The 22,582-nt window shown below is 45.1% G+C and carries 22 protein-coding genes and 1 other RNA gene; 19 read left to right on the top strand and 4 right to left on the bottom strand.

The genetic code is table 11. The features are described 5' to 3' along the window. The first annotated feature begins 193 nt into the window (after nt 1–193). The 7 genes from rplM to sspB all read left to right on the top strand — a co-directional run bounded on the left by rplM (nt 194) and on the right by sspB (nt 5,167). Nucleotides 194–622 carry a 50S ribosomal protein L13 gene (rplM, locus tag VTAP4600_RS01095; protein WP_102521109.1) on the top strand — a complete coding sequence of 143 codons (429 nt, stop codon included), beginning with the start codon at nt 194–196 and terminating at the stop codon, nt 620–622. Between the two features lie 15 nt (nt 623–637). Further along, on the top strand, nt 638–1,030 hold the full coding sequence (gene rpsI, locus VTAP4600_RS01100) for a 30S ribosomal protein S9 (RefSeq protein ID WP_102521110.1): 393 nt from the start codon (nt 638–640) through the stop codon (nt 1,028–1,030). A gap of 328 nt (nt 1,031–1,358) precedes the next feature. After that, nucleotides 1,359–1,952, top strand: coding sequence for a ubiquinol-cytochrome c reductase iron-sulfur subunit (gene petA, locus VTAP4600_RS01105; protein WP_102521111.1), 594 nt, complete (start codon nt 1,359–1,361; stop codon nt 1,950–1,952). After that, nucleotides 1,952–3,214 (top strand): cytochrome b, encoded by a 1,263-nt coding sequence (locus VTAP4600_RS01110; protein WP_102521112.1) that lies wholly within the window; start codon nt 1,952–1,954, stop codon nt 3,212–3,214. Before petA ends, VTAP4600_RS01110 begins: the two co-directional genes overlap by 1 nt. Beyond that, complete coding sequence (locus VTAP4600_RS01115; RefSeq protein ID WP_102521113.1) at nt 3,214–3,951, top strand: cytochrome c1; 738 nt, start codon at nt 3,214–3,216, stop codon at nt 3,949–3,951. Before VTAP4600_RS01110 ends, VTAP4600_RS01115 begins: the two co-directional genes overlap by 1 nt. A gap of 86 nt (nt 3,952–4,037) precedes the next feature. Further along, nucleotides 4,038–4,673: a stringent starvation protein SspA gene (gene sspA / locus VTAP4600_RS01120; RefSeq protein ID WP_102521114.1), complete on the top strand. Its 636-nt coding sequence runs from the start codon at nt 4,038–4,040 to the stop codon at nt 4,671–4,673. Beyond that, the gene (gene sspB / locus VTAP4600_RS01125; RefSeq protein ID WP_102521115.1) at nt 4,673–5,167 is read left to right on the top strand and encodes a ClpXP protease specificity-enhancing factor; all 495 of its coding nucleotides are present in this window, start codon (nt 4,673–4,675) and stop codon (nt 5,165–5,167) included. Before sspA ends, sspB begins: the two co-directional genes overlap by 1 nt. 156 nt (nt 5,168–5,323) lie before the next feature. Here the strand turns inward: sspB and VTAP4600_RS01130 are convergent, their stop codons facing one another. The 4 genes from VTAP4600_RS01130 to VTAP4600_RS01145 are packed head-to-tail and all read right to left on the bottom strand — an operon-like array spanning nt 5,324 to nt 8,708. After that, the gene (locus tag VTAP4600_RS01130; RefSeq protein ID WP_102521116.1) at nt 5,324–5,917 is read right to left on the bottom strand and encodes a BON domain-containing protein; all 594 of its coding nucleotides are present in this window, start codon (nt 5,915–5,917) and stop codon (nt 5,324–5,326) included. A 48-nt stretch (nt 5,918–5,965) separates the two neighbouring features. Next, nucleotides 5,966–6,556, bottom strand: coding sequence for a phosphoheptose isomerase (locus tag VTAP4600_RS01135; RefSeq protein ID WP_102521117.1), 591 nt, complete (start codon nt 6,554–6,556; stop codon nt 5,966–5,968). Nucleotides 6,557–6,559: 3 nt separating this feature from the next. Beyond that, nucleotides 6,560–6,928: a YraN family protein gene (locus VTAP4600_RS01140; protein WP_102521118.1), complete on the bottom strand. Its 369-nt coding sequence runs from the start codon at nt 6,926–6,928 to the stop codon at nt 6,560–6,562. Beyond that, nucleotides 6,915–8,708, bottom strand: coding sequence for a penicillin-binding protein activator (locus VTAP4600_RS01145; RefSeq protein ID WP_102523846.1), 1,794 nt, complete (start codon nt 8,706–8,708; stop codon nt 6,915–6,917). Before VTAP4600_RS01145 ends, VTAP4600_RS01140 begins: the two co-directional genes overlap by 14 nt. A gap of 70 nt (nt 8,709–8,778) precedes the next feature. Between VTAP4600_RS01145 and rsmI the strand changes: the two genes are divergently transcribed. The 12 genes from rsmI to murC all read left to right on the top strand — a co-directional run bounded on the left by rsmI (nt 8,779) and on the right by murC (nt 22,529). Then, complete coding sequence (gene rsmI, locus VTAP4600_RS01150; RefSeq protein ID WP_102521119.1) at nt 8,779–9,651, top strand: 16S rRNA (cytidine(1402)-2'-O)-methyltransferase; 873 nt, start codon at nt 8,779–8,781, stop codon at nt 9,649–9,651. 195 nt (nt 9,652–9,846) lie between these two features. Beyond that, an RNA gene (gene rnpB, locus VTAP4600_RS01155) (RNase P RNA component class A) lies at nt 9,847–10,256 on the top strand. 187 nt (nt 10,257–10,443) lie between these two features. Beyond that, nucleotides 10,444–11,394, top strand: coding sequence for a 16S rRNA (cytosine(1402)-N(4))-methyltransferase RsmH (gene rsmH / locus VTAP4600_RS01160; protein WP_102521120.1), 951 nt, complete (start codon nt 10,444–10,446; stop codon nt 11,392–11,394). 12 nt (nt 11,395–11,406) lie between these two features. Continuing rightward, on the top strand, nt 11,407–11,730 hold the full coding sequence (gene ftsL, locus VTAP4600_RS01165) for a cell division protein FtsL (protein ID WP_102523847.1): 324 nt from the start codon (nt 11,407–11,409) through the stop codon (nt 11,728–11,730). Beyond that, the gene (locus VTAP4600_RS01170; RefSeq protein ID WP_102521121.1) at nt 11,727–13,472 is read left to right on the top strand and encodes a penicillin-binding transpeptidase domain-containing protein; all 1,746 of its coding nucleotides are present in this window, start codon (nt 11,727–11,729) and stop codon (nt 13,470–13,472) included. The genes ftsL and VTAP4600_RS01170 overlap by 4 nt, the downstream gene beginning before the upstream one ends. Continuing rightward, entirely contained in the window at nt 13,426–14,970 is a 1,545-nt protein-coding gene (gene murE / locus VTAP4600_RS01175; RefSeq protein ID WP_102521122.1) for a UDP-N-acetylmuramoyl-L-alanyl-D-glutamate--2,6-diaminopimelate ligase, read from the top strand. Before VTAP4600_RS01170 ends, murE begins: the two co-directional genes overlap by 47 nt. Continuing rightward, nucleotides 14,967–16,325, top strand: coding sequence for a UDP-N-acetylmuramoyl-tripeptide--D-alanyl-D-alanine ligase (locus tag VTAP4600_RS01180; RefSeq protein WP_102521123.1), 1,359 nt, complete (start codon nt 14,967–14,969; stop codon nt 16,323–16,325). The genes murE and VTAP4600_RS01180 overlap by 4 nt, the downstream gene beginning before the upstream one ends. Then, on the top strand, nt 16,325–17,407 hold the full coding sequence (mraY, locus tag VTAP4600_RS01185) for a phospho-N-acetylmuramoyl-pentapeptide-transferase (protein WP_102521124.1): 1,083 nt from the start codon (nt 16,325–16,327) through the stop codon (nt 17,405–17,407). Before VTAP4600_RS01180 ends, mraY begins: the two co-directional genes overlap by 1 nt. A 37-nt stretch (nt 17,408–17,444) precedes the next feature. Then, a complete protein-coding gene (gene murD, locus VTAP4600_RS01190) occupies nt 17,445–18,782 on the top strand; it encodes a UDP-N-acetylmuramoyl-L-alanine--D-glutamate ligase (protein WP_102521125.1) in 1,338 nt (445 codons plus the stop codon). A gap of 19 nt (nt 18,783–18,801) precedes the next feature. Then, on the top strand, nt 18,802–20,007 hold the full coding sequence (gene ftsW, locus VTAP4600_RS01195) for a cell division protein FtsW (RefSeq protein WP_102521126.1): 1,206 nt from the start codon (nt 18,802–18,804) through the stop codon (nt 20,005–20,007). Further along, nucleotides 19,994–21,055, top strand: a complete 1,062-nt coding sequence (gene murG / locus VTAP4600_RS01200; protein WP_102521127.1) for an undecaprenyldiphospho-muramoylpentapeptide beta-N-acetylglucosaminyltransferase — start codon at nt 19,994–19,996, stop codon at nt 21,053–21,055. Before ftsW ends, murG begins: the two co-directional genes overlap by 14 nt. A gap of 13 nt (nt 21,056–21,068) precedes the next feature. Continuing rightward, the gene (murC, locus tag VTAP4600_RS01205; RefSeq protein ID WP_102521128.1) at nt 21,069–22,529 is read left to right on the top strand and encodes a UDP-N-acetylmuramate--L-alanine ligase; all 1,461 of its coding nucleotides are present in this window, start codon (nt 21,069–21,071) and stop codon (nt 22,527–22,529) included. Nucleotides 22,530–22,582 lie beyond the last annotated feature (53 nt).

Raw genomic sequence — 22,582 nt, forward strand, 5'->3', positions numbered from 1 at the left:
GAAAAGAGGTGATTTTTTCCTCACTCTTCTCTATAATCCTGCGACCTACCGTTACTGCCGGCCTCTAATTGCAAAATTATTGCGGTTATGCCAAGAGTTTCCAACACTCGAAGGGGTGATAATGGTGCTCTTAGACAGTGGGAACAAATACTTGTTCCTTAAGTGTAAATTTTTTAAATAGGTAATTATTAGCATGAAAACTTTCGTTGCTAAACCAGAAACTGTAAAACGCGACTGGTATGTAGTAGATGCTGAAGGCAAAACTCTTGGCCGTCTAGCAAGTGAAATCGCTTCTCGCCTTCGTGGCAAGCATAAAGCAGAATACACTCCTCACGTAGACACTGGTGATTACATCATCGTTGTAAACGCTGAGAAAGTTGCTGTAACAGGTAACAAGGCGAAGGGTAAGGTTTACTACCGTCACTCTGAATTCCCTGGTGGCCTTAAGACAATCACTTTTGAAAAATTGATTGTTAAGAAGCCAGAGATGGTTCTTGAACTAGCTGTTAAAGGTATGTTACCACGTGGTCCTCTAGGCCGTGCTATGTACCGTAAGCTAAAAGTTTACGCTGGCGCTGAGCACAACCATGTTGCTCAACAACCACAAGTACTAGACATCTAATCGGGGATTATGAAAATGGCAGAGAATCAATACTACGGCACTGGTCGTCGCAAGAGCTCAGCAGCTCGTGTTTTCATCAAACCAGGTAGCGGTGACATCGTAATCAACAAGCGTAGCCTTGATGTTTACTTCGGTCGCGAAACTTCTCGTATGGTTGTTCGTCAACCACTTGAGCTAGTTGAACTAACTGACAAACTTGACCTATACATCACTGTTTCTGGTGGTGGTATTTCTGGTCAAGCTGGCGCTATCCGCCACGGCATCACTCGTGCTCTTATGGAATACGATGAGTCTTTCCGTCCTGCTCTACGTGCAGCTGGCTACGTTACTCGTGACGCTCGTTGCGTTGAGCGTAAGAAAGTTGGTCTACGTAAAGCACGTCGTAAACCACAATTCTCTAAGCGTTAATCTTTTTTCGAAAAGATACACGCTTCAGCTTATGGCTGGAAATGTGGAATCAAAAGCTCGGCTTATGCCGGGCTTTTTTGTTTTTTGACCTTCTAAAACTGTAATTAACTCCTAGACCTACTTCCATTAGTTTTCCTTTCTCTCCTTTTGTGACGGAACGGGCGATTCGCCTCACAAATGTTACAAAAAAGTAGCTTTATCTTGTCAAAAAGTAGGGTTTTCTTTATCATTTCCCATCAAAATAAATACAAATAATCTGTAGATTTGTTAGCCGTGCTCTTAATAGGAAATTAAAACAAGCCAAAGGGAGCAAATGGGAGAATGTTGGATGAGCAATGCGCCTTTAAATAACGGACGTCGGCGTTTCCTTACCGCGACTACGGCAGTGGTTGGTGGGTTAGGAACAGTCGCTGTGGCCGTGCCTTTTATTAAATCATGGAACCCGAGCGCCAAAGCGAAAGCGGCAGGTGCACCGGTTGAAGTGGATATCGGAAAAATCGATGAAGGGGGGCTACTCCGTGTTGAGTGGCGTGGTAAACCTGTTTGGATCGTTCGTCGTGGTCAATCTGCGCTAGACGATTTAAAAAAGGTTGAAGACCAACTTCGAGATCCTAGCTCTCAGGAAGAGCAACAACCTGAGTACGCTCAAAATGAATATCGCTCCATTAAGCCTGAATACTTCATTGCCGTTGGTATATGTACTCACTTAGGCTGCTCACCGACACACTTGCCTGATACCTTTGGCGAGCAGGTGAAAGGGGTTAAATCTGGATTCTTCTGCCCATGTCATGGTTCTAAGTTTGATCTGGCTGGTCGAGTATTCCAAGGGGTCCCTGCACCACTAAACTTAGTGATCCCACCACACACTTATTTAAGTGACACCAAAGTGATTATTGGTGTTGATGAAGGAGGGGATGCCTAATGCAAGCATTATTGGACTGGGTAGAAAAACGCATACCCGCAATGAATGCGTACAAAAAACATCTATCTGAATACCCGATGCCGAAAACATTTAACTTTTGGTATTTTTTTGGTTCACTAGCCATGTTGGTGCTGGTAAACCAGATCTTGACGGGTATTTGGTTAACCATGAACTATGTTCCAACAGGTGAAGGCGCATTTGCCTCTGTTGAGTACATCATGCGTGATGTTGAGTATGGCTGGCTATTACGATATATGCACTCCACTGGAGCTTCCGCATTCTTCATCGTAATTTATCTGCACATGTTCCGTGGTTTAATCTACGGCTCTTACCAAAAACCACGTGAATTATTGTGGTTGTTTGGCATGTTGATCTTCTTAGTGTTGATGGCTGAAGCCTTTATGGGCTACTTGCTACCTTGGGGACAAATGTCTTTCTGGGGAGCGCAGGTAATCATCTCCTTGTTTGGGGCTATACCCGTAATTGGTGATGACCTAACGCTATGGATACGTGGTGACTATGTTATTTCTGGCGCAACGCTAAACCGTTTCTTTGCCTTACATGTTATTGCGCTGCCAATTGTTCTACTGTTGCTTGTTGTTCTGCATGTTATTGCTTTGCATGAAGTTGGCTCTAACAACCCTGATGGTATTGAAACCAAATTACCAAAGGGCACTATGGGCGATGACTACCAGTCACAGTTTAAATTCCATAAAGATTACACCAAGAAATACGACATTATTGACTCTATTCCATTCCATCCATACGGAACGGTAAAAGATTTTGTTGGTATTGCTGGTTTCTTATTCTTCTTCTGTTATGTGTTGTTCTTTAACCCTGAAATGGGTGGGTACTTTCTTGAGCCGCCTAACTTTGAAGCTGCTAACCCGCTGAAAACACCAGAGCACATTGCTCCAGTTTGGTACTTCACACCGTTCTACGCGATTTTGCGTGCGGTTCCAGACAAGCTATTGGGTGTTATCGCAATGGGTGCTTCGATTGTCGTGTTGTTCTTACTGCCGTGGTTTGACCGATGCAAAGTACGTTCGTACCGTTACCGTAGTAAGCTACACCTGGTGAATATCATTCAGTTTACGATTAGCTTTATTGCTCTTGGTATTCTGGGTGCGTTACCCGCTACAGAGCTGTACACCATGTTTGCACGTATCTTTAGCTTGGGTTACTTCATGTTCTTCGTATTGCTGTTCTTCTACAGTAAAAATGAAGCAACGAAACCATTACCAGAGAGGTTAACATTATAATGAAAAAGTGGATTGTTATACTTTTTGCGTTGTTGCCATCTTTGGCAATGGCGGCAGGAGCCAATGTACCTTTAGACAAAGCGAACAACGATCTAACGGATAAGGCTTCCTTGCAAAATGGCGCCAAATTATTCATGAACTACTGCATGGGTTGTCACTCAACGCAATATCAACGATATGAGCGAGTTGCAACCGACATCGGTATTCCACTGGATTTGATGAAAGAGAACTTGATCTTTGATCCTGATGTGAAAATTGGCTCATTAATGCAAAATGCCATCCCTGAGAAACAAGCAGGTCAATGGTTTGGTGCTCCGCCACCAGATTTGACTCTAGTATCTCGTGTTCGTGGTGCAGACTGGCTATATACCTATTTACGGTCTTTCTATGCAGACCCGTCACGCCCATTTGGAGTGAACAATATTGTTTTCCCAAGTGTTGGTATGCCGCATGTATTAGAAGAGTTGCAAGGTATTCCAGAGCCGATTTTTGAAACACATATGGTCGATGGCAAAGAAGTACAGGTCGTAGTGGGCACTCAATCTAATGGTCGTGGCGAACTGAGCCCGACTGAATATGATAATGCCATGCGCGACTTAGTTAACTTCCTCGATTATTCTGGTGACCCAGTTAAGCTAGAGCGTCATGCGATAGGTTGGTGGGCTATGGGGTTCTTGGTTATCTTCACGATTATCGTGGTGCTACTCAAGAAAGAGTATTGGCGTGATGTTCACTAATCGTGCTATAATGCTTCGCTAATTTGTATACAATGGGGGCAGTCGCCTCCATTGTTTTTTTAATTTTAAGTGTGCTGGAGGGCTCAATGGCTGTAGCTGCCAATAAACGTTCTGTGATGACTCTATTCTCAAGTGCCTCTGATATGTACAGCCATCAGGTGCGTATTGTTCTAGCCGAAAAAGGTGTGAGTGTTGAAGTTGAGTTGGTTGAAGAGAACAATCTTCCAAATGAACTTATAGAACTAAACCCTTATAAGACCGTACCTACTTTGATCGATCGTGAGCTTGCGTTATACAACTCAAAGATCATCATGGAATATCTTGATGAGCGTTTCCCTCATCCACCTCTAATGCCGGTATATCCTGTAGCGCGTGGTAACAGCCGCTTAATGATGTTCCGCATTGAGAACAATTGGTACTCTCTAGCGGAAAAAATCGTTAAAGGCAATGTAGAAGAAGCAGAAGCAGCGCGTATCAAACTGCGTACTGATCTACTGACTCTTGGCCCTATCTTTGCTGAGTACGAGTACTTCATGAGCGAAGAGTTTAGCTTGATCGATTGCTACCTTTCTCCTCTACTTTGGCGTTTGCCTGAGCTAGGCATCGAGTTGGTTGGCCCTGGTTCAAAAGAGCTAAAAATCTACATGAACCGCGTATTCGAGCGTGATTCTTTCTTGGCTTCTTTAACGGAAGCTGAACGTGAGATGCGTCTGGCTCGTTAATGGATATTGAAAACATGACAGCGCGCCGACCTTACCTGGTCCGCGCGTTTTATGAATGGTTAGCTGATAACGACCTAACACCACATTTAGTTGTTGATGCAACTTTACCGGGTGTTCGTGTTCCTGAAGAGTTTATCCAAGATGGTCAAATTATCTTGAATATTGCTCCTCGTGCTGTCGGTAACTTAGAGTTGGGCAACGAAGCAATTACCTTCAATGCTCGATTCAGTGGCCGCCCTCATTCAGTGATTGTTCCTATTTATGCTGTTCACGCAATTTATGCGCGTGAAAATGGCGCGGGAACAATGTTTGAACCTGAAGATGCATACGCAGATGACATGACGATTGAAGATGTCGAGCCATCATTTGAAGAAGAGAGCAGTTTAGGTGTCGTTGAGGTTGAAGAACCTTTAGTGGCAACAACTGATGTAACTTCTGAAGATGAAGCGCCTACACGTCCGAAAGGCCGTCCAAGTTTGCGAGTTGTGAAATAGCAGCCATTGATTACCATAGGCCGATAACTTGATGTTAGAAGCCGTTGTGTTATCAAACTCTAGATAAATAAAAAGCAGCGAATTCGCTGCTTTTTTTGTGCCTGTAGGCTAAGTCTTTGCCGCTTATTGTTGCGAATAGAAGCCGTAATAAATTAATTAGGGTTCTATTGCTTCGGCCTGGGCGGTGTGATTAATCTCGAACGCTTTGATGACTTGTTTAACACCCGAAATGTTTCTGGTGATCTCAACGGCTGTATCGGCTTGTTCAGGCGTAACGTAACCCAATAAGAACACTTCGCCGTCCTCTGTGATTACTTTTATTTTTACACCGTTTAACGATGAATCAGTTAAGAGTGATGATTTTACTTTGGTTGTTACCCAGCTATCTTGGCTTATCGTAGACAGTTCTAACAATGGCTTGACTCGCAATTGGTTTGAAACTGATGATACGCCTTTGACTTCACGAACTTTCGATGCAAACTCATGACGAATGTCTTCGGTAACGGCTTGACCGATTAAAATCACCTTACCGTTAAATACCGTTGCAGTGGCTTTCAAGTTGCCAGGGTAGGGCTTTTTATTGCTGATGCCTGCCACTTCAAACTCTAATTGGCTGTCTTGCCAAATTTGTTCCGCTGAACGAGTATCTGTGACAATAGCGGCTGTGGTAGCTGCGCCTGCAACGAACAAACCTGCACAGCCGGATAAGCTCATTATGCAAGCTGATACGAGTACCCATCTTTTAAACATTACATGTACCTCCTTTACTTGCCACGTTACACGGGCTGAACATAAGGCTTACTCTTCGTGAGAAGGGAACAGAACTTGATCAATCAAATCACATAAACAGTGAAGCGTAACCATATGAACTTCGTGTATACGTGCGGTACGTTGGGAAGGAATACGAATTTCAACATCCGACTCACCAAGTAGTCCCGCCATCTCACCACCATCTTTGCCGGTTAAGGCGATGATCGTCATATCACGAGTTACCGCCGCCTCCATTGCTTTGATAACATTTTTACTGTTACCGCTGGTCGATATTGCAAGCAGTATGTCACCAGGTTGACCGAAAGCGCGTACTTGTTTTGAGAATATCTCTTGATAGTGGTAGTCATTGGCTACTGCTGTCAGGGTGGTATTGTCGGCGGTGAGTGCCATTGCAGGTAGGCTGGGGCGCTCAGTTTCAAAATGATTGAGTAAGCAAGACACAAATTGTTGAGCGTTCGATGCAGAACCACCATTACCACAGCACAAAATCTTATTGCCGTTAAGTAAGCTATTCACCATTGAATGAGCGGCTTGAGTGATGTGGTCGGGCAGGGCTTCAGCCGCTGCGATTTGAATCTGAATGCTTTCTGTGAAGCTTTCTCTAATGCTATCGAGCATCGGTTATCCTTGAGTTATTGCGTTTTTTATCCAATTGATGTCATCACCTTTTTGGTGAATAGCAATGACATCAAAGCGAAATTCAGTGTCGTAAGGGGATAGTTTTTGTGTTCTTAGCCACCATTGTGCGGTTTTTATCAGCTTTTGTTGCTTGCTGTAAGTGACCATTTCGGCAGCGTTACCGAAGTTTTTCTGATTTCTGTATTTAACTTCGACAAAGACAATGGCGTTGCGTTCCCTCATTATAAGGTCAAGTTCACCGCACTTGCAGTTGAAGTTGGCCTCAATGAAATCAAGACCATGGCGAATGAGAAACTCTTTTGCCATGGTTTCATATTGTTGGCCGAGCTTTCTTTTATCAAAGCTTACCATGCTCGGACCAGCCTATCTCGCGTTGAACGACACATTGTTCATCAATTGAGAGCTTACCTGTTTGGCCACTTACCTGATAGCCGGGAACAACTTTCATTTGTGGTAATTCAACAATCAAGCGATACGCATCCATACCTAAAGCGTGTAGACGTTTTTCGGCATTGCTGCTTTTTGGCCAAAGAGTATTAATTTTGTTGTTGAGTGATGAGTCTTGATCTAAGAGCAAAGGAATATCGCTGTATGCGACACCCGTTAGATCTTCATATTGGCGCTTATTGCCGTTATTGCTACGTGAATTTGAGAACAATTTTGGCGGTGTGCTATCAGGGTTGATGGCAACTTCAATGAAAGGCTTAATCAGGGTGAGCTCATCATTTTTAGCAACAATGTATACCGAGTCGATGTCACGACGGCTTCGAGCTTGAGACTCGGTTTCCATGCCGATCAGTTTATTTAACTGAGCAATACGTGCTTGGCTGCTATTAAGCCCAAACACCGAGTTGATATTGTTTTGTAGCTGAGCTTTACTGCCGAAGTAGCTTACAGCCGCTTCGTTTTTACTGTATTTCTGCCACTCTTTTTCAAACGCTGCTGCAACGCGTTCACCTAGGCGGCCTTTTGGAGCCAGAATCAACGGGTACTGGTAACCGTTACTGAATAAGTGCTTCGCAGCTTGCGCGACTTCTTGTTCAGGTGAAAGGGTAAGGTAGCAAAAGCGATTGTCTGCAAGCGGTTGGTCGGGAATATTCAGCGCAAGCATCGGCAATTCTGTCGTATTTTGCAGCTGTTCAACTTCGTTTTTTTGCAGTGGGCCGACAATGAAGTCGACATTACGCTCTACCAGTTCTTTTTGCAGCTGCTCCATAGAGAGTGCTTCGGAATCCAATACCGTTAGCGTTGCATCCGCATCGCGATTGAAGTCGTCTAACATAGCGTGGATGAACCCATCACGCACTAACTGGCCTTGAGATGCATATTTACCACTCAGAGGTAACAACAGTGCTGTATTCTGAGGTTTGATGATTTCAAGATCCAAAATCGCTTGAATATCAGCAGGAGTATACAAGTTCGCTGGGTGCGTACTGTTCTCTGCTAACCATTTTTCTAGCGTATTTTTAAGCTGACCTGGATTGTTAGAAAGCGTTTTCATATAAATAGCGAGTTGTAACCAGCCGTCTAATACCGCTTCATCTTGTTCGGCGACTTGAGCCGTCAATTCGTATTCAGAATAAAGGTGTAAGCTTGCCCATACTTTGTTGGCAATCGTTTCTTGTTCATCTTCTGCAAGGTAATTACTTGAAAGGATGTATTCTCGACTTACATTGAAGTGATCTTGTAGTTGCGCAAAAAGTTCGGCTCTTTGTTGATGGTAACTTAACCATTGCGAATTGCTTAATGGCCACCAAGGCTGAAAGTTAAGTTGTTTTAGCGCTTGTTGTGGAGACTGTTCATGCGTTAGGATCAGCGCCCGCGCTAACTGCCACTCTGCCATTTGAACTGGGCTGAGTGATTGTTTTGCTAAACGCTTAGACAGAAGATTGGCTTGGTTCCATTCTTGGTTCTGGGTCGCCGCCTTAAGTGCCATGATCAGCAAGTCATTTTGAATGCTACCTTGTAGGCTATCCGCTTGCATAACATAAGATTGAGCACTCTGTGTTGGTGCTGCGGTTATATCAACTGCGGTAGGCGCTTGCGGGCTGGAAGAACACGCAGCTAAGGTAATTGCTAATGCAATGGGTGTAAGAAGGCGTGGTACACTGATTCTTTTTTTGTTCTTCATAGCTGTGAGTTCTTGTTTAACAAAATACAAAAGTTATCTCTATATTAATCGTTGAAGTGATGGTAAACAAATGACAGACATAAAAACTTCCCCGTCAGAGATCCCAACTCTCTACATTGTGCCAACCCCTATTGGGAATTTAGGCGACATCACCCAACGATCGCTGGATGTGCTTCATAGCGTTGATTTGATTGCTGCCGAAGATACGCGCCATACAGGCCGTTTATTATCTCATTTCAGCATCAAAACCAAAACCTTTGCCTTACATGATCACAATGAGCAGCAAAAAGCGCAAGTGTTAGTCGAAAAATTACAACAAGGACTTTCAATTGCACTGGTTTCTGATGCAGGAACACCGCTCATCAGTGACCCAGGTTATCATTTGGTGACTCAATGTCGTCAAGCCGGTGTCAGGGTTGTGCCATTACCGGGTGCATGCGCAGTTATTACGGCGCTTAGTGCATCGGGTTTGCCTTCTGACCGTTTCAGCTTTGAAGGCTTCTTACCTGCCAAAAGCAAAGGCCGCAAAGATAAATTCTTAGAAATCGCCAAAGCAGAGCGTACGTGTATTTTCTATGAATCGCCACACAGAATAATGGATTCATTAGCCGATATGCTTGAGATCCTAGGGCCTGATCGCGAAGTTGTGATGGCTCGTGAGTTAACTAAGACTTTTGAAACGATCCAAGGCATGCCTCTGGGTGACTTGATTCCATGGATCGAAGAAGACGATAACCGTAAACGCGGTGAGATGGTACTGTTGATTCATGGTCACCGTGAAGAAGTCTCAGAAGAGTTACCTGACGAAGCGACACGAACGCTGGCTATCTTGACAAAAGAGTTGCCCCTTAAGAAAGCGGCGGCATTGACGGCTGAGATCTACAATCTTAAGAAAAATGCGTTGTATAAGTGGGGATTGGAGCATTTAAGTACGAAAAGCTAAGTACTAAAAGCTAAGTACTAAAAGCTAAGTACTAAAGGCTAAGTGCTAAAAGCGGAGTATTAGGAGCCGAGGGGTTGGTGGGGTAGGTTAAAGGTGGGCTGCATTTGCTTATAATCTCGCCAGTCGGTTGTGATATTGGCTGAAAGCTTTCTCTTTGCTAGACACGTTACTTCTTTCTCTATACAATCCGCCATCGGAGTTGACTGGGTAATCGCTGCTTCATTGATGTCCTTTGGGAGACTGATGGAGGGGAGGAACGTCCGGGCTCCATAGAGCAGGGTGCCAGGTAACGCCTGGGGAGCGCGAGCTCACGACAAGTGCAGCAGAGAGAAAACCGCCGATGGCTTAATCTTCTTTTATTCTTCGGAGTAGGGAAGTAAGCACAGGTAAGGGTGAAAGGGTGCGGTAAGAGCGCACCGTGCGTCTGGCAACAGTGCGTAGCAAGGTAAACTCCACCCGGAGCAAGATCAAATAGGCCCTCACATTGCGTTGCTCGCGTATGGGGGCGGGTAGATTGCTTGAGCCTGTGAGCGATTGCAGGCCTAGACGAATGGTTACCGCCGCGCAAGCGGAGACAGAACCCGGCGTATGTGTCAACTCCACCTATACGAGACCCATCACCGCTTAACCGCGGTGATGGGTTTTTTGCGTTATATTGACGCAGTTAATTATTAATCCCGTAAACTTGGCACTAAATCACCCGATTCCTTGTTTAGGGAGTGGCGAGACGATCTTAAATCAGTACACTAGAGTTTCGTCTTTTATAAGCTAAGTACATCTAACGAGAACACCATGACCGAATCTTTTAAACACATTTCAGTTTTGCTTAACGAATCTATTGATGGCTTAGCAATTAAACCTGACGGCACTTACATTGACGGTACGTTTGGCCGTGGCGGTCATAGCCGCACGATTCTCTCTAAGTTGGGTGAAAATGGTCGCTTATTCAGTATTGACCGAGATCCAACGGCGATCGCTGAAGCTCAAAAAATTGATGACCCTCGTTTCACTATTGTACATGGTCCTTTTTCGGGCATGGCAGAATACGCAGAACGCTATGACTTAGTCGGTCAAGTTGATGGTGTCTTGCTGGATTTAGGTGTTTCTTCTCCACAGCTTGATGATGCTGAGCGTGGATTTAGTTTCATGAAAGATGGGCCACTTGATATGCGTATGGACCCGACTTCAGGCATGCCAGTTTCTCAGTGGCTGCAAGAAGCGGATTTAGATGATATTACTTGGGTTATTCGTGAGTTTGGTGAAGATAAACACGCAAGACGAATTGCAAAGGCGATTGTCGCGTATCGTGAAAACGAGGAAAACGAACCTCTGACACGTACTGGCCAGTTAGTTAAGCTTATTTCTGAAGCTGCACCAAAAAGCTTTAAAGAGAAAAAACACCCAGCGACACGTAGCTTCCAAGCATTTCGTATTTACATTAACAGTGAGCTAGATGAAATTGATACCGCACTAAAAGGGGCGTTATCCATATTGGCTCCTGAAGGCCGTTTATCAGTGATTAGCTTCCACTCTCTTGAAGACCGTATGGTTAAACACTTCATGCGTAAAGAGAGTCGTGGTCCGCAAGTTCCTCATGGACTACCATTAACCGAAGCACAAATTGCTGAGCTAGGCAGTGCGGCAATGAAAACCGTCGGTAAAGCAATTAAGCCGAGTGATGCGGAAGTCGATGTAAACACTCGCTCACGTAGCTCGGTACTTCGTATCGGTGAAAAACTATAGTAGTTAATGGTCATGAGTGAAAAAACACCAAGCATCAATCTCGCGAAGCACATTGGTCAAGACCTACTAACCGTAGGGCGCTGGCCTTTGCTTATGCTGATGTGTGCGTTTGGTTCCGCTATGTGGATTGTTCACACCACTCATGATGCACGACAAGCTATTCATCAACGAGATAGTGCCCTAACTGAGCGTGATCGCTTAGATAATGAATGGCGCAACCTTATCTTAGAAGAGAATGCTTTGTCTGAGCACACAAGAGTTCAACAACTGGCCGCCACTGAGCTTGATATGAGACGGCCAGATGCAGACAAAGAAGTGATAGTGTCCTTAAAATGACGACCAAACCTCGCCCGAAGAAAAGTAATAACCAAAGCGCAAAGGAATCGCCAGTGGTCGGCTTGAGCCCTTGGCGTTTTCGTACATTGTTGTTTTTTGTATTCGTTGCCCTCGCGGCATTAATTTCTAGGCTTGCCTACATTCAAATCATCGAACCAGACAACTTGATTCGTCAAGGTGATATGCGTTCTGTCCGCGTTAAAGCTTTGCCTTCTGCTCGTGGCATTATCTCTGAAAGAAATAACGAAGCTTTAGCGGTGAGTGTGCCTGTTGATGCGGTTTGGGCCGATCCTAAAACCATCTTTAAAGAAGGTGGACTAAATCCGATTGAACCTTGGCATGCACTTGCTGATGTGTTGGGGGTTGATCGAGAAAAGCTGCTTAATCGAATTAAGAAAAATAGCACTCGTCGTTTCATTTATTTACAACGGCAAGTGAGCCCTGCTATGGCGAACTATATACGCGAGTTAAAACTGGCGGGTGTAGGTCTTAAGCAGGAATCTCGCCGGTATTACCCTTCGGGGGAAGTGAGTGCACATCTAATTGGTGTTACTGGCATCGACGGACACGGGCTGGAAGGGGTAGAACGTACTTACGATCAATGGTTAACCGGTGAAGCGGGTAAGAAAACCATACGTAAAGACAGATTTGGTCGCGTGGTTGAAAATATTTCTTTAGAAGAGCGTGAACAGGGCGAACCTTTACAGTTGACTGTCGATCAACGAATTCAAGCCATTGCCTACCGTGCGGTCAAACAGGCGGTTGCGGATTATAATGCAACCTCGGCTTCGATCGTCATGCTCGATGTAAAGACAGGCGAAGTGTTAAGTATGGTGAACGCCCCATCATATAACCCAAACAATCGCTCCCAACTGCAGAACTATCGAATGCGTAATCGAGCCATTACCGATGCTTTTGAACCGGGTTCAACGGTTAAACCATTTGTTGTATTAGCGGCCTTGGAAAATGGCACCGCAGACAAAGATACCGTGATAGATACTGGGAATGGCATCATGCAATTAGGCGGTAGCCGAGTGCGAGATGTCTCTAAAGTAGGCAAAGCGGACTTAACCACCATTCTCAAAAAATCCAGTAATATCGGTGTCGCAAAGTTGGCGTTAAATATGCCGCTTGAAGCTCTACTAGGTATGTACAGTTCCGTTGGTTTTGGTGAGACAAGTGGCTTGAACTTGGTCGGTGAAACATCCGGTATCTTCCCTAGTCGTCGCCGTTGGTCGAAGTTTGAAATAGCCACCTTATCATTTGGTTATGGGCTTGCTGTTTCGCCTATTCAATTGGCTCATGCTTACGCCACCTTAGGTAACTACGGAGTTTACCGCCCACTTCATATCGTAAAAGACAACGGGCAAGACATATCGACGCCGGTTGTTGATAAAGACAACGCTAAGATGGTGCTCGAGATGATGGAGCAAGTTACCCAGAAAGGGGGCTCAGCAACTCGTGCCGCCGTGCCTGGATACAGAATCGCCGCCAAAACGGGAACATCTCGTAAAGCAACGGCGGGCGGGTACAGTGATGAATACTTCGCGTATACCGCAGGTATTGCGCCAGTCAGTAACCCTAGAGTGGCACTGGTCGTGGTTATCAATGAACCTCAGGGTGATCAATATTATGGTGGTGCAGTAGCGGCTCCCGTCTTTGCGGAAGTGATGAAAGGAGCGCTACAAATTTTGAATGTCGCGCCAGACGAAAATCAGTTTAATTCTAGCAACAGAGGTTAATTACGTGCATCAGCTTACGTCATTACTAAAACCATGGGTTTCTTTATCCTTAACCGATTCACAAGATGTGATGGTGAATCAACTGCGTCTCGATAGTCGTAAAGTTGAAAGTGGAGATACGTTTGTTGCTATAAAAGGCCATGCCGTTGATGGTCGAAAGTACATTGAAAAAGCTTTAACGTTAGGAGCTAACGCGGTATTGGCGCAAGCTTGTGATGAAAAAGTACACGGTCTTGTTGAGTCTGTAGGCTCAGTCCCTGTGATTTATATTCAGGATTTAGACACGGTTTTGTCTGCATTAGCCGTACGTTTTTATGGTCAGTCTGAAATGGGACTAATTGGCGTTACTGGCACTAATGGCAAAACGACCATTACTCAGCTCATCGCGCAGTGGTTAGACTTGCTCGGTGAAAAGTCAGCAGTAATGGGGACAACCGGAAACGGGTTCCTTTCTGATCTTCAAGCGGCAGCAAACACCACGGGCAATGCCATTGAAATTGCTGATACGCTAGCGAGTTTGGCTCAGCAAGGAGCTAAGTACACAGCATTAGAAGTGTCTTCTCACGGCTTGGTTCAAGGCCGAGTCAGAGATTTGTCTTTCAAAGTGGGCATTTTTACTAACCTGAGCCGTGATCATCTTGATTATCATGGCACGATGGAAGAGTACGCCAATGCTAAATTGTCACTGTTTCGCGACCATCAATGCCAACAAGCTGTGCTTAATATTGATGATGAAGTAGGAGCCAGTTGGTTACAAATACTGCCAAATAATGTGGCGGTTTCGCTTAATCACAAGTCTGCCGATTTAGCTCAAGCGCCTAATCAAACCCTGTTTGCGACGCATGTTGATTATTCGGAAACAGGTATTGATATCAAATTTGATGGCTCTTGGGGCAAAGGTACATTGCAGGCGCCTTTGATTGGTGCTTTTAATGCCAGTAACTTGATGTTGGCCTTGGCCAGTTTGTTAACTCTAGGCGTCGATAAACAGCAATTGCTAAATACGGCGCCAAAATTATTGCCAGTCATTGGGCGTATGGAATTGTTTCAAACAGCGGGTAAAGCAAAAGTTGTCGTTGATTACGCGCATACACCCGACGCATTAGAAAAAGCACTGTCAGCATTGCGTGTTCATTGCCAAGGAAAGCTTTGGGCCGTTATTGGTTGCGGTGGTGATCGAGATACAGGTAAAAGACCTATGATGGCCGACATTGCTGAACGTCTTGGTGACCATTGTATTTTGACCGATGATAATCCTCGCGGAGAAGATCCTGCCATTATCGTCAAAGATATGTTGGCTGGAATGGCTGAACCTGACAAAGCAATTGTTGAGCATGACCGTTATCAAGCGTGCTTACATGCACTTAGCCATGCGGATGAAAACGACATTATTTTACTGGCAGGCAAAGGCCACGAAGATTACCAAGTCATGGCTGAATCGACCATCCATTACTCAGATCGTGAAACTGCGATGGAATTACTGGAGCTGACCAAATGATCAACTTTTCATTGCAGCAAATGGCGTCTGAATTACAAGCCAAATTAATTGGCCTTGATGCTGATATTTCTGCTGTTTCAACGGACACCAGAACCATAGAGCAAGGTTCGTTGTTCATTGCTTTGGTGGGTGAGCGTTTTGATGGCCACCAGTTTTGTGAACAAGCCATGTTAAATGGCGCAAGCGGAATTGTTGTTGAAAAGCCGTTGCCATTAGATATCCCCCAACTTGTTGTGAATAATACCAAACAAGCCTTGGGTGATATTGCAGCTTGGGTTCACCAACAATCGCCATGTAGGACGATTGCCTTAACGGGAAGTTGCGGCAAAACCACCGTAAAAGAAATGCTGGCGGCGATATTACAGCAACGCGGCAGCGTGCTTGCTACGGCGGGTAACTTTAACAATGATATTGGTGTTCCGTTAACTCTGCTCCGTCGTAATGCTAAACAAGATTATGCGGTGATAGAATTAGGTGCCAATCACCTGAATGAAATCGCCTATACCACGCAATTGACAAAACCAAGCATCGCTCTGGTGAATAACGTTGCTGCGGCTCACCTTGAAGGTTTTGGTTCCATTGATGGTGTTAAGCGAGCTAAGGGCGAAATTTATCAAGGGCTTAATTCCGATGATATCGCCGTTGTGAATATGGACAGTAACGGCCTAGAATTTTGGCATGATGTGCTAGCGGATAAAAAAGTGGTTACTTTTTCGCAGCAAAATCGACAAGCCGATTTTTACGCTTCTGACATTGAACTGGATGAGCTGGGCCTTGCGACGTTTTGTTTACATACTCCATTGGGTGACATCACCGTAACGCTAACGTTAGTAGGTGCTCACAATGTATCAAATGCGGTAGCAACGGCGGCGATCGCACAGAATGCTGGCGCTAGCTTGACAGAAATCAAACATGGCTTGGCTAACATGACTAATGTATCGGGTCGAGTCGAAGTCATGGAATTGAAGAAAGACGTTCGCTTAATTGATGATAGCTACAACGCCAGTGTGCCAGCGATGAAAGCGGCAGTGGATTTACTGGCAAATTATCAGGGGCAACGCTGGCTTATTTTGGGCTTTATGGCTGAATTAGGGCAGGAAAGTCTTGAACTTCATCGACAAGTCGGACAACATGCTGCCCCATTTGATTTTGAACATGTCCTTACCTTTGGCGAGGACACAAAAGTAATCAGCGACATTTGTCATGGCACGCACTTTGAGAGTCACGAGGCGATGATTACTTATATTGAGCAGCATTTGAATAATAACAGCAACTCAACCCACACTTTATTAGTGAAAGGTGCGAATAGCGCAGGGATGAGCAAGATCGTTGCTGCTTTGAAGGAGATTTTATAATGTTTATCTGGCTTGCAGACTTACTTCAGCCATATTTTTCTTTTTTCCGTTTGATCGATTACTTGTCGTTTCGAGCGATTTTAAGTGTATTAACAGCATTAGGCCTGTCTTTGTGGATGGGACCACGCTTAATTGAGCGTTTGCAAATGCTGCAAATCGGCCAAGTTGTGCGTAATGACGGACCGGAATCTCACTTTAGTAAGCGCGGTACGCCTACCATGGGCGGTTTGATGATCTTAGCCGCAATTGCGATTACCGTCTTTTTGTGGGCCGATCTGTCTAACCCGTATATTTGGGCGGTGATGTTCGTCACGCTTGGTTATGGTGTCGTCGGGTTTGTGGACGATTATCGCAAAGTCGTACGTAAGAACACCGATGGTCTTATTGCTCGTTGGAAGTACTTCTGGCAGTCAGCCATCGCGTTTGTGGTTGCGTTTGCACTCTATGCTTACGGCAAAGATACTGCAGCAACGCAGCTTGTTGTACCATTTTTCAAAGACATTATGCCGCAGTTGGGCATTCTCTACATATTATTGACGTACTTTGTCATCGTAGGAACCAGTAACGCCGTTAATTTAACCGATGGTCTAGATGGGTTAGCGATTATGCCTACCGTTCTGGTTGCAGCAGGCTTCGCCGTGATTGCATGGGCTACGGGTAACGTTAACTATGCAAGCTACTTACATATTCCTTATCTTCCTCACGCTAGTGAGTTAGTGGTAATCTGTACAGCAATCGTTGGTGCAGGCCTTGGCTTCCTTTGGTTTAATACCTACCCAGCACAAGTATTCATGGGTGATGTTGGTTCGCTAGCGTTAGGTGGCGCACTAGGTACGATTGCCGTGTTAGTTCGTCAGGAATTGTTGTTGGTGATCATGGGCGGCGTATTTGTAATGGAAACAGTATCTGTTATTTTGCAGGTAGGTTCATACAAACTGCGCGGGCAACGTATTTTCCGCATGGCTCCTATACACCACCATTACGAGCTAAAAGGTTGGCCTGAGCCTCGTGTTATTGTTCGTTTTTGGATCATCTCAATTGTTTTGGTATTAATAGGTCTAGCGACACTGAAAGTGCGTTAATCTTATGTAAGCAGCCTATTGGCGCAAGGAAAAATGAATGAACTCTTGGCAAGAGATCAATAAGGTTGTGGTTGTAGGGCTCGGTATTACCGGGCTCTCTGTCGTTAATCATATCGTGAAAACACAACCTAATATCGATGTGAAAGTGATAGATACTCGAAGCGAACCACCGGCAAAAGACAAATTGCCAGCAGGAGTGGAACTGCATTCTGGTAGCTGGAATATGGCATGGTTACTTGATGCAGATCTGGTTGTAGCGAATCCAGGTATTGCGCTGCGCACACCTGAAATTCAACAAGCTTTAGAAGCGAACATTCCTGTTGTGGGTGATATTGAATTGTTTGCGTGGGCCGTGAACAAGCCCGTTGTGGCGATTACCGGATCGAACGGTAAAAGCACCGTGACTGACTTAACAGGGGTTATGGCGAAATCCATCGGGCTAAACGTCGGTGTTGGTGGCAACATTGGTGTACCTGCTTTGGATTTATTAGAGCAAGATGCCGATTTGTACGTCCTAGAACTTTCGAGCTTCCAACTAGAAACCACATCAAACTTACATCTTGCTGCCGCGGCGTATTTGAACTTGTCTGAAGACCATATGGATCGCTATGACGGCATGAAAGGTTACGGACAAGCAAAACAACGTATTTTTGCCCACAGCCAAGTAGCGGTAGTAAATCGAGCAGACAAAGCAACGTGGCCTAACCCTGACTTTGCTGGCGATGTCGTGACCTTTGGTGACGACGATGATGCAAATGCTTTCGGTCTTTCAATTATCGATGGCGTTACTTATTTATCTGAGCATCACCAACCTATTATGCCTGCCAATCAAATGAGTTTAGTCGGTAAGCACAACAGCACAAATGCGCTGGTGGCGATGGCATTACTAAAAGCGGCTGGAATTGATTACAAAAAAACACTGGATTCACTTAAATCTTACCAAGGCCTGACGCATCGTTGCCAAGTCGTTGCGTATGCTAAAGGGGTTAAGTGGGTTAACGATTCAAAAGCGACCAATGTCGCCAGTACGTTAGCGGCATTATCTGGACTGGAATGCCGAGGACAACTGCATTTACTTGTCGGTGGTGATGGTAAAGGAGCAGACTTTTCTGTTTTGGCTCCAGTACTGAATAAGCTTCCTGTTCAATTGCACTGTTTTGGACATGACGGTTCACAATTTATGTCACTACATCCATCGGCTAAGCGCTGGGATACGATGGATCAAGCCATGGCTCATATTGACGCTGAAGTCACAGACGAAGATATTGTGATGTTGTCTCCTGCGTGTGCCAGTTTTGATCAATACCCGAATTTTATGGCTCGTGGTGATGCATTTACAGCATTGGCACAGCATTACGCGAATCTAGAAGTTTAACGGTTGAATGGACGCTTAAGTGGGTAAGCTTAAAGAAAACATATCGGACTTGTATGCTTGGTTATTCAGGCCGTCTCCAGAGGCGTTCTATGATCGGCAATTGGTCTGGATCGCGATTGGACTGATGTTAATCGGCCTTGTGATGGTAACGTCAGCATCGTTTCCGATTAGTGCTCGGTTGACCGACGGCCCGTTTCACTTTATGTATCGTCACTGTGCCTTTTTATTCTTGTCTCTTTGTACGGCGACAGTGGTCGTACAAATACCGCTAGAGAAATGGTTTCGTTACAGTCATTATTTACTGACTCTCTCTTTTGTATTGCTCATTGTCGTACTGGTTGCGGGTAAATCGGTTAATGGTGCATCTCGCTGGATTCCCCTTGGGCTATTTAACTTACAACCAGCAGAAATTGCTAAGTTATCTTTGTTCATGTTCATGTCTGGTTATTTAGTCCGTAAACAAGAAGAAGTTCGAAGTACTTTCTTTGGCGGTTTTTTTAAGCCGATCATGGTATTTGGCTTGTTGGCTTTTTTATTACTTGGCCAGCCCGATCTTGGCACCGTTGTCGTCATGTTGGTGACCATGTTTGGTATGTTATTTATTGCCGGAGCTAAGTTGTGGCAATTTTTGGCGCTGGTGATTGTTGGCGTTGCAGGTGTGGTCGTCCTGATTTTGGTCGAGCCTTATCGAGTTCGTCGAGTTACCTCCTTTTGGGACCCATGGAGTGACCCATTTGGCAGTGGTTACCAGCTGACCCAGTCATTAATGGCATTCGGTCGAGGAAACTGGTTTGGTCAGGGGCTAGGTAATTCGATCCAGAAATTAGAGTATTTACCAGAAGCGCATACCGATTTCGTTTTTGCTGTTATGGCTGAAGAGTTAGGTTTCATTGGCGTAAGTTTGGTGCTGATATTGATCTTTGCTTTAGTGACGAAAGCTATTTTTATCGGGAAACGTGCTTTTGAGGCCAATAAAGTATTTGGCGGTTATCTTGGGTTTGGTATCGGTATTTGGTTCGCATTCCAAACCTTGGTTAATGTCGGTGCGGCTGCTGGGATGGTTCCAACCAAAGGGTTGACCTTGCCACTGATAAGTTATGGTGGTTCTAGCCTCATTATAATGAGTGTGGCGGTGGCTATTTTATTAAGAATTGATCACGAAAGCCGCATTGCGGGCCCAGTGGATCAAGCAGAGATTAAAAAGACAGAGAATGAACAAAAATAAGCGTTTATTGGTCATGGCCGGTGGTACCGGTGGGCACGTATTTCCAGGGCTTGCAGTTGCCAAGAAATTGCAGCAGCAAGGGTGGGAGATCCGCTGGTTAGGCACTGAAGATAGAATGGAAGCGGATTTGGTTCCAAAGCATGGTATCGAGATTGATTTCATTAAAGTAAAAGGTTTACGTGGCCAAGGTTTATTGAAGTTAATTAAGGCGCCATGGCAGATCTTTCATGCCATTTTACAGGCTCGTAAGCACATTAAACGTTGGCAGCCTGATGCGGTACTTGGCATGGGTGGCTACGTGAGTGGCCCGGGCGGTATTGCTGCTTGGCTAAGTGGTATCCCTGTTGTGCTGCACGAGCAAAATGCGGTCGCTGGTTTGACTAATCAGTGGTTGTCAAAAATTGCTAAGCGCGTCTTTCAAGCATTCTCGGGCGCTTTTTCTGACGCACCGGTTGTAGGTAATCCAGTCAGAGAAGACGTAGTCGCGATAGCCGCACCAGAGCAAAGGCTTGCAAGTCGTGATGGCGCAATACGAATACTGGTTATGGGTGGCAGTCAAGGTGCTCGCATTTTAAATACAACGTTACCTCCAGCATTAGCAGAGCTTGGTTCTGATTATACCGTTTGGCATCAAGCGGGGAAAAACAACCAAGCCAGTGTTGAACAAGATTATCAAAATCATGGCGTTACGGATGCTAAAGTCACCGAATTTATCGATGACGTTGCCAGTGCGTATGAATGGGCGGATCTTGTGGTATGTCGCTCAGGAGCATTGACTGTTTCTGAATTATCCGCGGCTGGCGTGGCAGCTATCTTTGTCCCATTTATGCACAAAGATCGCCAACAGGCATTAAATGCCGATCATTTGGTTGTTGCGGGTGCCGCCAAGATGATAGAGCAACCCGATTTGACCGCGGCCGGTCTTGCCCATCAAATAAAAGAATTAGACAGAGTGGCTTTGCTTGAAATGTCGAAACAAGCTCGCTCTGAAGCAAAATTAGATGCTGACAAAGTAGTGGCCGATGCCATTAGTCAACTAACAAGATAATGAGTACCAAGTGATGACGATTGAACATAATCAAGATATTTCCAAAATCCGCGCACTGATCCCTGAAATGCGACGTGTTAAAACAATTCATTTTGTCGGTATTGGTGGCGCGGGTATGAGTGGTATCGCCGAAGTATTGTTAAATGAAGGCTATCACATCACAGGTTCAGACCTATCAGCCAATCCGGTTACGGATCGCTTGACGAGTAAAGGTGCTCACGTATTTTTTGGCCACAGTGCGGAACACGTCGAAAAGGCGAGCGTTGTCGTTGTTTCAACTGCGATTAACGAAAAGAATCCAGAACTTGTTGCCGCGAAAGAAAGAAGAATTCCAGTGGTACGTCGCGCAGAAATGCTAGCGGAGCTTATGCGCTTTAGACATGGCATAGCGGTTGCCGGCACGCATGGTAAAACGACAACCACCGCTTTGGTTACCCAAATTTACTCTGAGGCAGGCCTTGATCCAACGTTCGTAAACGGTGGCTTGGTAAAAAGTGTTGGTACTAATGCAAGGTTAGGTTCGAGCCGTATTCTTATCGCTGAAGCGGATGAGAGTGATGCTTCATTCTTACATTTACAGCCAATGGTAAGCATTGTTACTAACATTGAAGCCGATCATATGGACACATATGGTGGTGACTTCGAAGTACTTAAGCAAACCTTTATCGATTTTCTACATAACTTGCCGTTTTACGGTCAAGCCATCATGTGTATCGATGATCCCGTTGTTCGCGAATTGATCCCGCGAGTGAGCCGTCAGGTGATTACTTATGGTTTCTCAGAAGATGCAGACGTAAGGCTTGAGAACTACCGCCAGCAAGGGCAGCAAGGTAAATTTACCGTTGTGCGCCAAGGCAAAGCGAATTTGGACATTACTCTCAATATTCCTGGTAAGCACAATGCTTTAAATGCATCGGCTGCTATTGCCGTCGCGACGGAAGATGACGTAAGTGATGAAGCGATTCTTAAAGCGATGGCTGGCACTCAAGGAACTGGCCGTCGGTTTGATCATTTAGGTGAATTTGAAACCGGCAATGGCACCGCAATGCTGGTGGATGATTATGGTCATCACCCAAGTGAAGTGGATGTGACCATTCAAGCAGCTCGTGCTGGGTGGGAAGATAAACGTTTGGTGATGATATTCCAACCTCATCGCTACAGCCGCACCCGCGATTTGTACGATGACTTCGCAAACGTACTAGAGAAAGTCGATGTGCTTATTATGCTGGATGTCTACTCTGCGGGCGAAGCGCCGATTGCTGGTGCTGATGGCCGCGCGCTTTGTCGTACCATTCGCAGCCGAGGTAAAATTGATCCGATTTTTGTTCCTGAGTCTGAGCAATTGCCTAGTGTTTTGGCAAATGTACTGCAAGATGGCGACTTAGTGTTAACTCAAGGTGCGGGTGATGTCGGCAAGGTAGCGAAACAGTTAGAAGAATTAGAGTTAGACATCGAAAAGTTAAAGCAAGCATAGAGATGTGAAATATGCTAGGTTTTTAACCCATAAGTCAAAATTGGTCATATTTA

The sequence above is a fragment of the Vibrio tapetis subsp. tapetis genome, from assembly GCF_900233005.1.
Classification (GTDB): domain Bacteria; phylum Pseudomonadota; class Gammaproteobacteria; order Enterobacterales; family Vibrionaceae; genus Vibrio; species Vibrio tapetis.

Coding starts and splice junctions, on each gene's coding strand:
- rplM (WP_102521109.1), top strand. CDS start 194: ATGAAAACTTTCGTTGCTAAACCAGAAACTGTAAAACGCGACTGGTAT.
- rpsI (WP_102521110.1), top strand. CDS start 638: ATGGCAGAGAATCAATACTACGGCACTGGTCGTCGCAAGAGCTCAGCA.
- petA (WP_102521111.1), top strand. CDS start 1,359: ATGAGCAATGCGCCTTTAAATAACGGACGTCGGCGTTTCCTTACCGCG.
- VTAP4600_RS01110 (WP_102521112.1), top strand. CDS start 1,952: ATGCAAGCATTATTGGACTGGGTAGAAAAACGCATACCCGCAATGAAT.
- VTAP4600_RS01115 (WP_102521113.1), top strand. CDS start 3,214: ATGAAAAAGTGGATTGTTATACTTTTTGCGTTGTTGCCATCTTTGGCA.
- sspA (WP_102521114.1), top strand. CDS start 4,038: ATGGCTGTAGCTGCCAATAAACGTTCTGTGATGACTCTATTCTCAAGT.
- sspB (WP_102521115.1), top strand. CDS start 4,673: ATGGATATTGAAAACATGACAGCGCGCCGACCTTACCTGGTCCGCGCG.
- VTAP4600_RS01130 (WP_102521116.1), bottom strand. CDS start 5,917: ATGTTTAAAAGATGGGTACTCGTATCAGCTTGCATAATGAGCTTATCC.
- VTAP4600_RS01135 (WP_102521117.1), bottom strand. CDS start 6,556: ATGCTCGATAGCATTAGAGAAAGCTTCACAGAAAGCATTCAGATTCAA.
- VTAP4600_RS01140 (WP_102521118.1), bottom strand. CDS start 6,928: ATGGTAAGCTTTGATAAAAGAAAGCTCGGCCAACAATATGAAACCATG.
- VTAP4600_RS01145 (WP_102523846.1), bottom strand. CDS start 8,708: ATGAAGAACAAAAAAAGAATCAGTGTACCACGCCTTCTTACACCCATT.
- rsmI (WP_102521119.1), top strand. CDS start 8,779: ATGACAGACATAAAAACTTCCCCGTCAGAGATCCCAACTCTCTACATT.
- rsmH (WP_102521120.1), top strand. CDS start 10,444: ATGACCGAATCTTTTAAACACATTTCAGTTTTGCTTAACGAATCTATT.
- ftsL (WP_102523847.1), top strand. CDS start 11,407: ATGAGTGAAAAAACACCAAGCATCAATCTCGCGAAGCACATTGGTCAA.
- VTAP4600_RS01170 (WP_102521121.1), top strand. CDS start 11,727: ATGACGACCAAACCTCGCCCGAAGAAAAGTAATAACCAAAGCGCAAAG.
- murE (WP_102521122.1), top strand. CDS start 13,426: ATGTCGCGCCAGACGAAAATCAGTTTAATTCTAGCAACAGAGGTTAAT.
- VTAP4600_RS01180 (WP_102521123.1), top strand. CDS start 14,967: ATGATCAACTTTTCATTGCAGCAAATGGCGTCTGAATTACAAGCCAAA.
- mraY (WP_102521124.1), top strand. CDS start 16,325: ATGTTTATCTGGCTTGCAGACTTACTTCAGCCATATTTTTCTTTTTTC.
- murD (WP_102521125.1), top strand. CDS start 17,445: ATGAACTCTTGGCAAGAGATCAATAAGGTTGTGGTTGTAGGGCTCGGT.
- murG (WP_102521127.1), top strand. CDS start 19,994: ATGAACAAAAATAAGCGTTTATTGGTCATGGCCGGTGGTACCGGTGGG.
- murC (WP_102521128.1), top strand. CDS start 21,069: ATGACGATTGAACATAATCAAGATATTTCCAAAATCCGCGCACTGATC.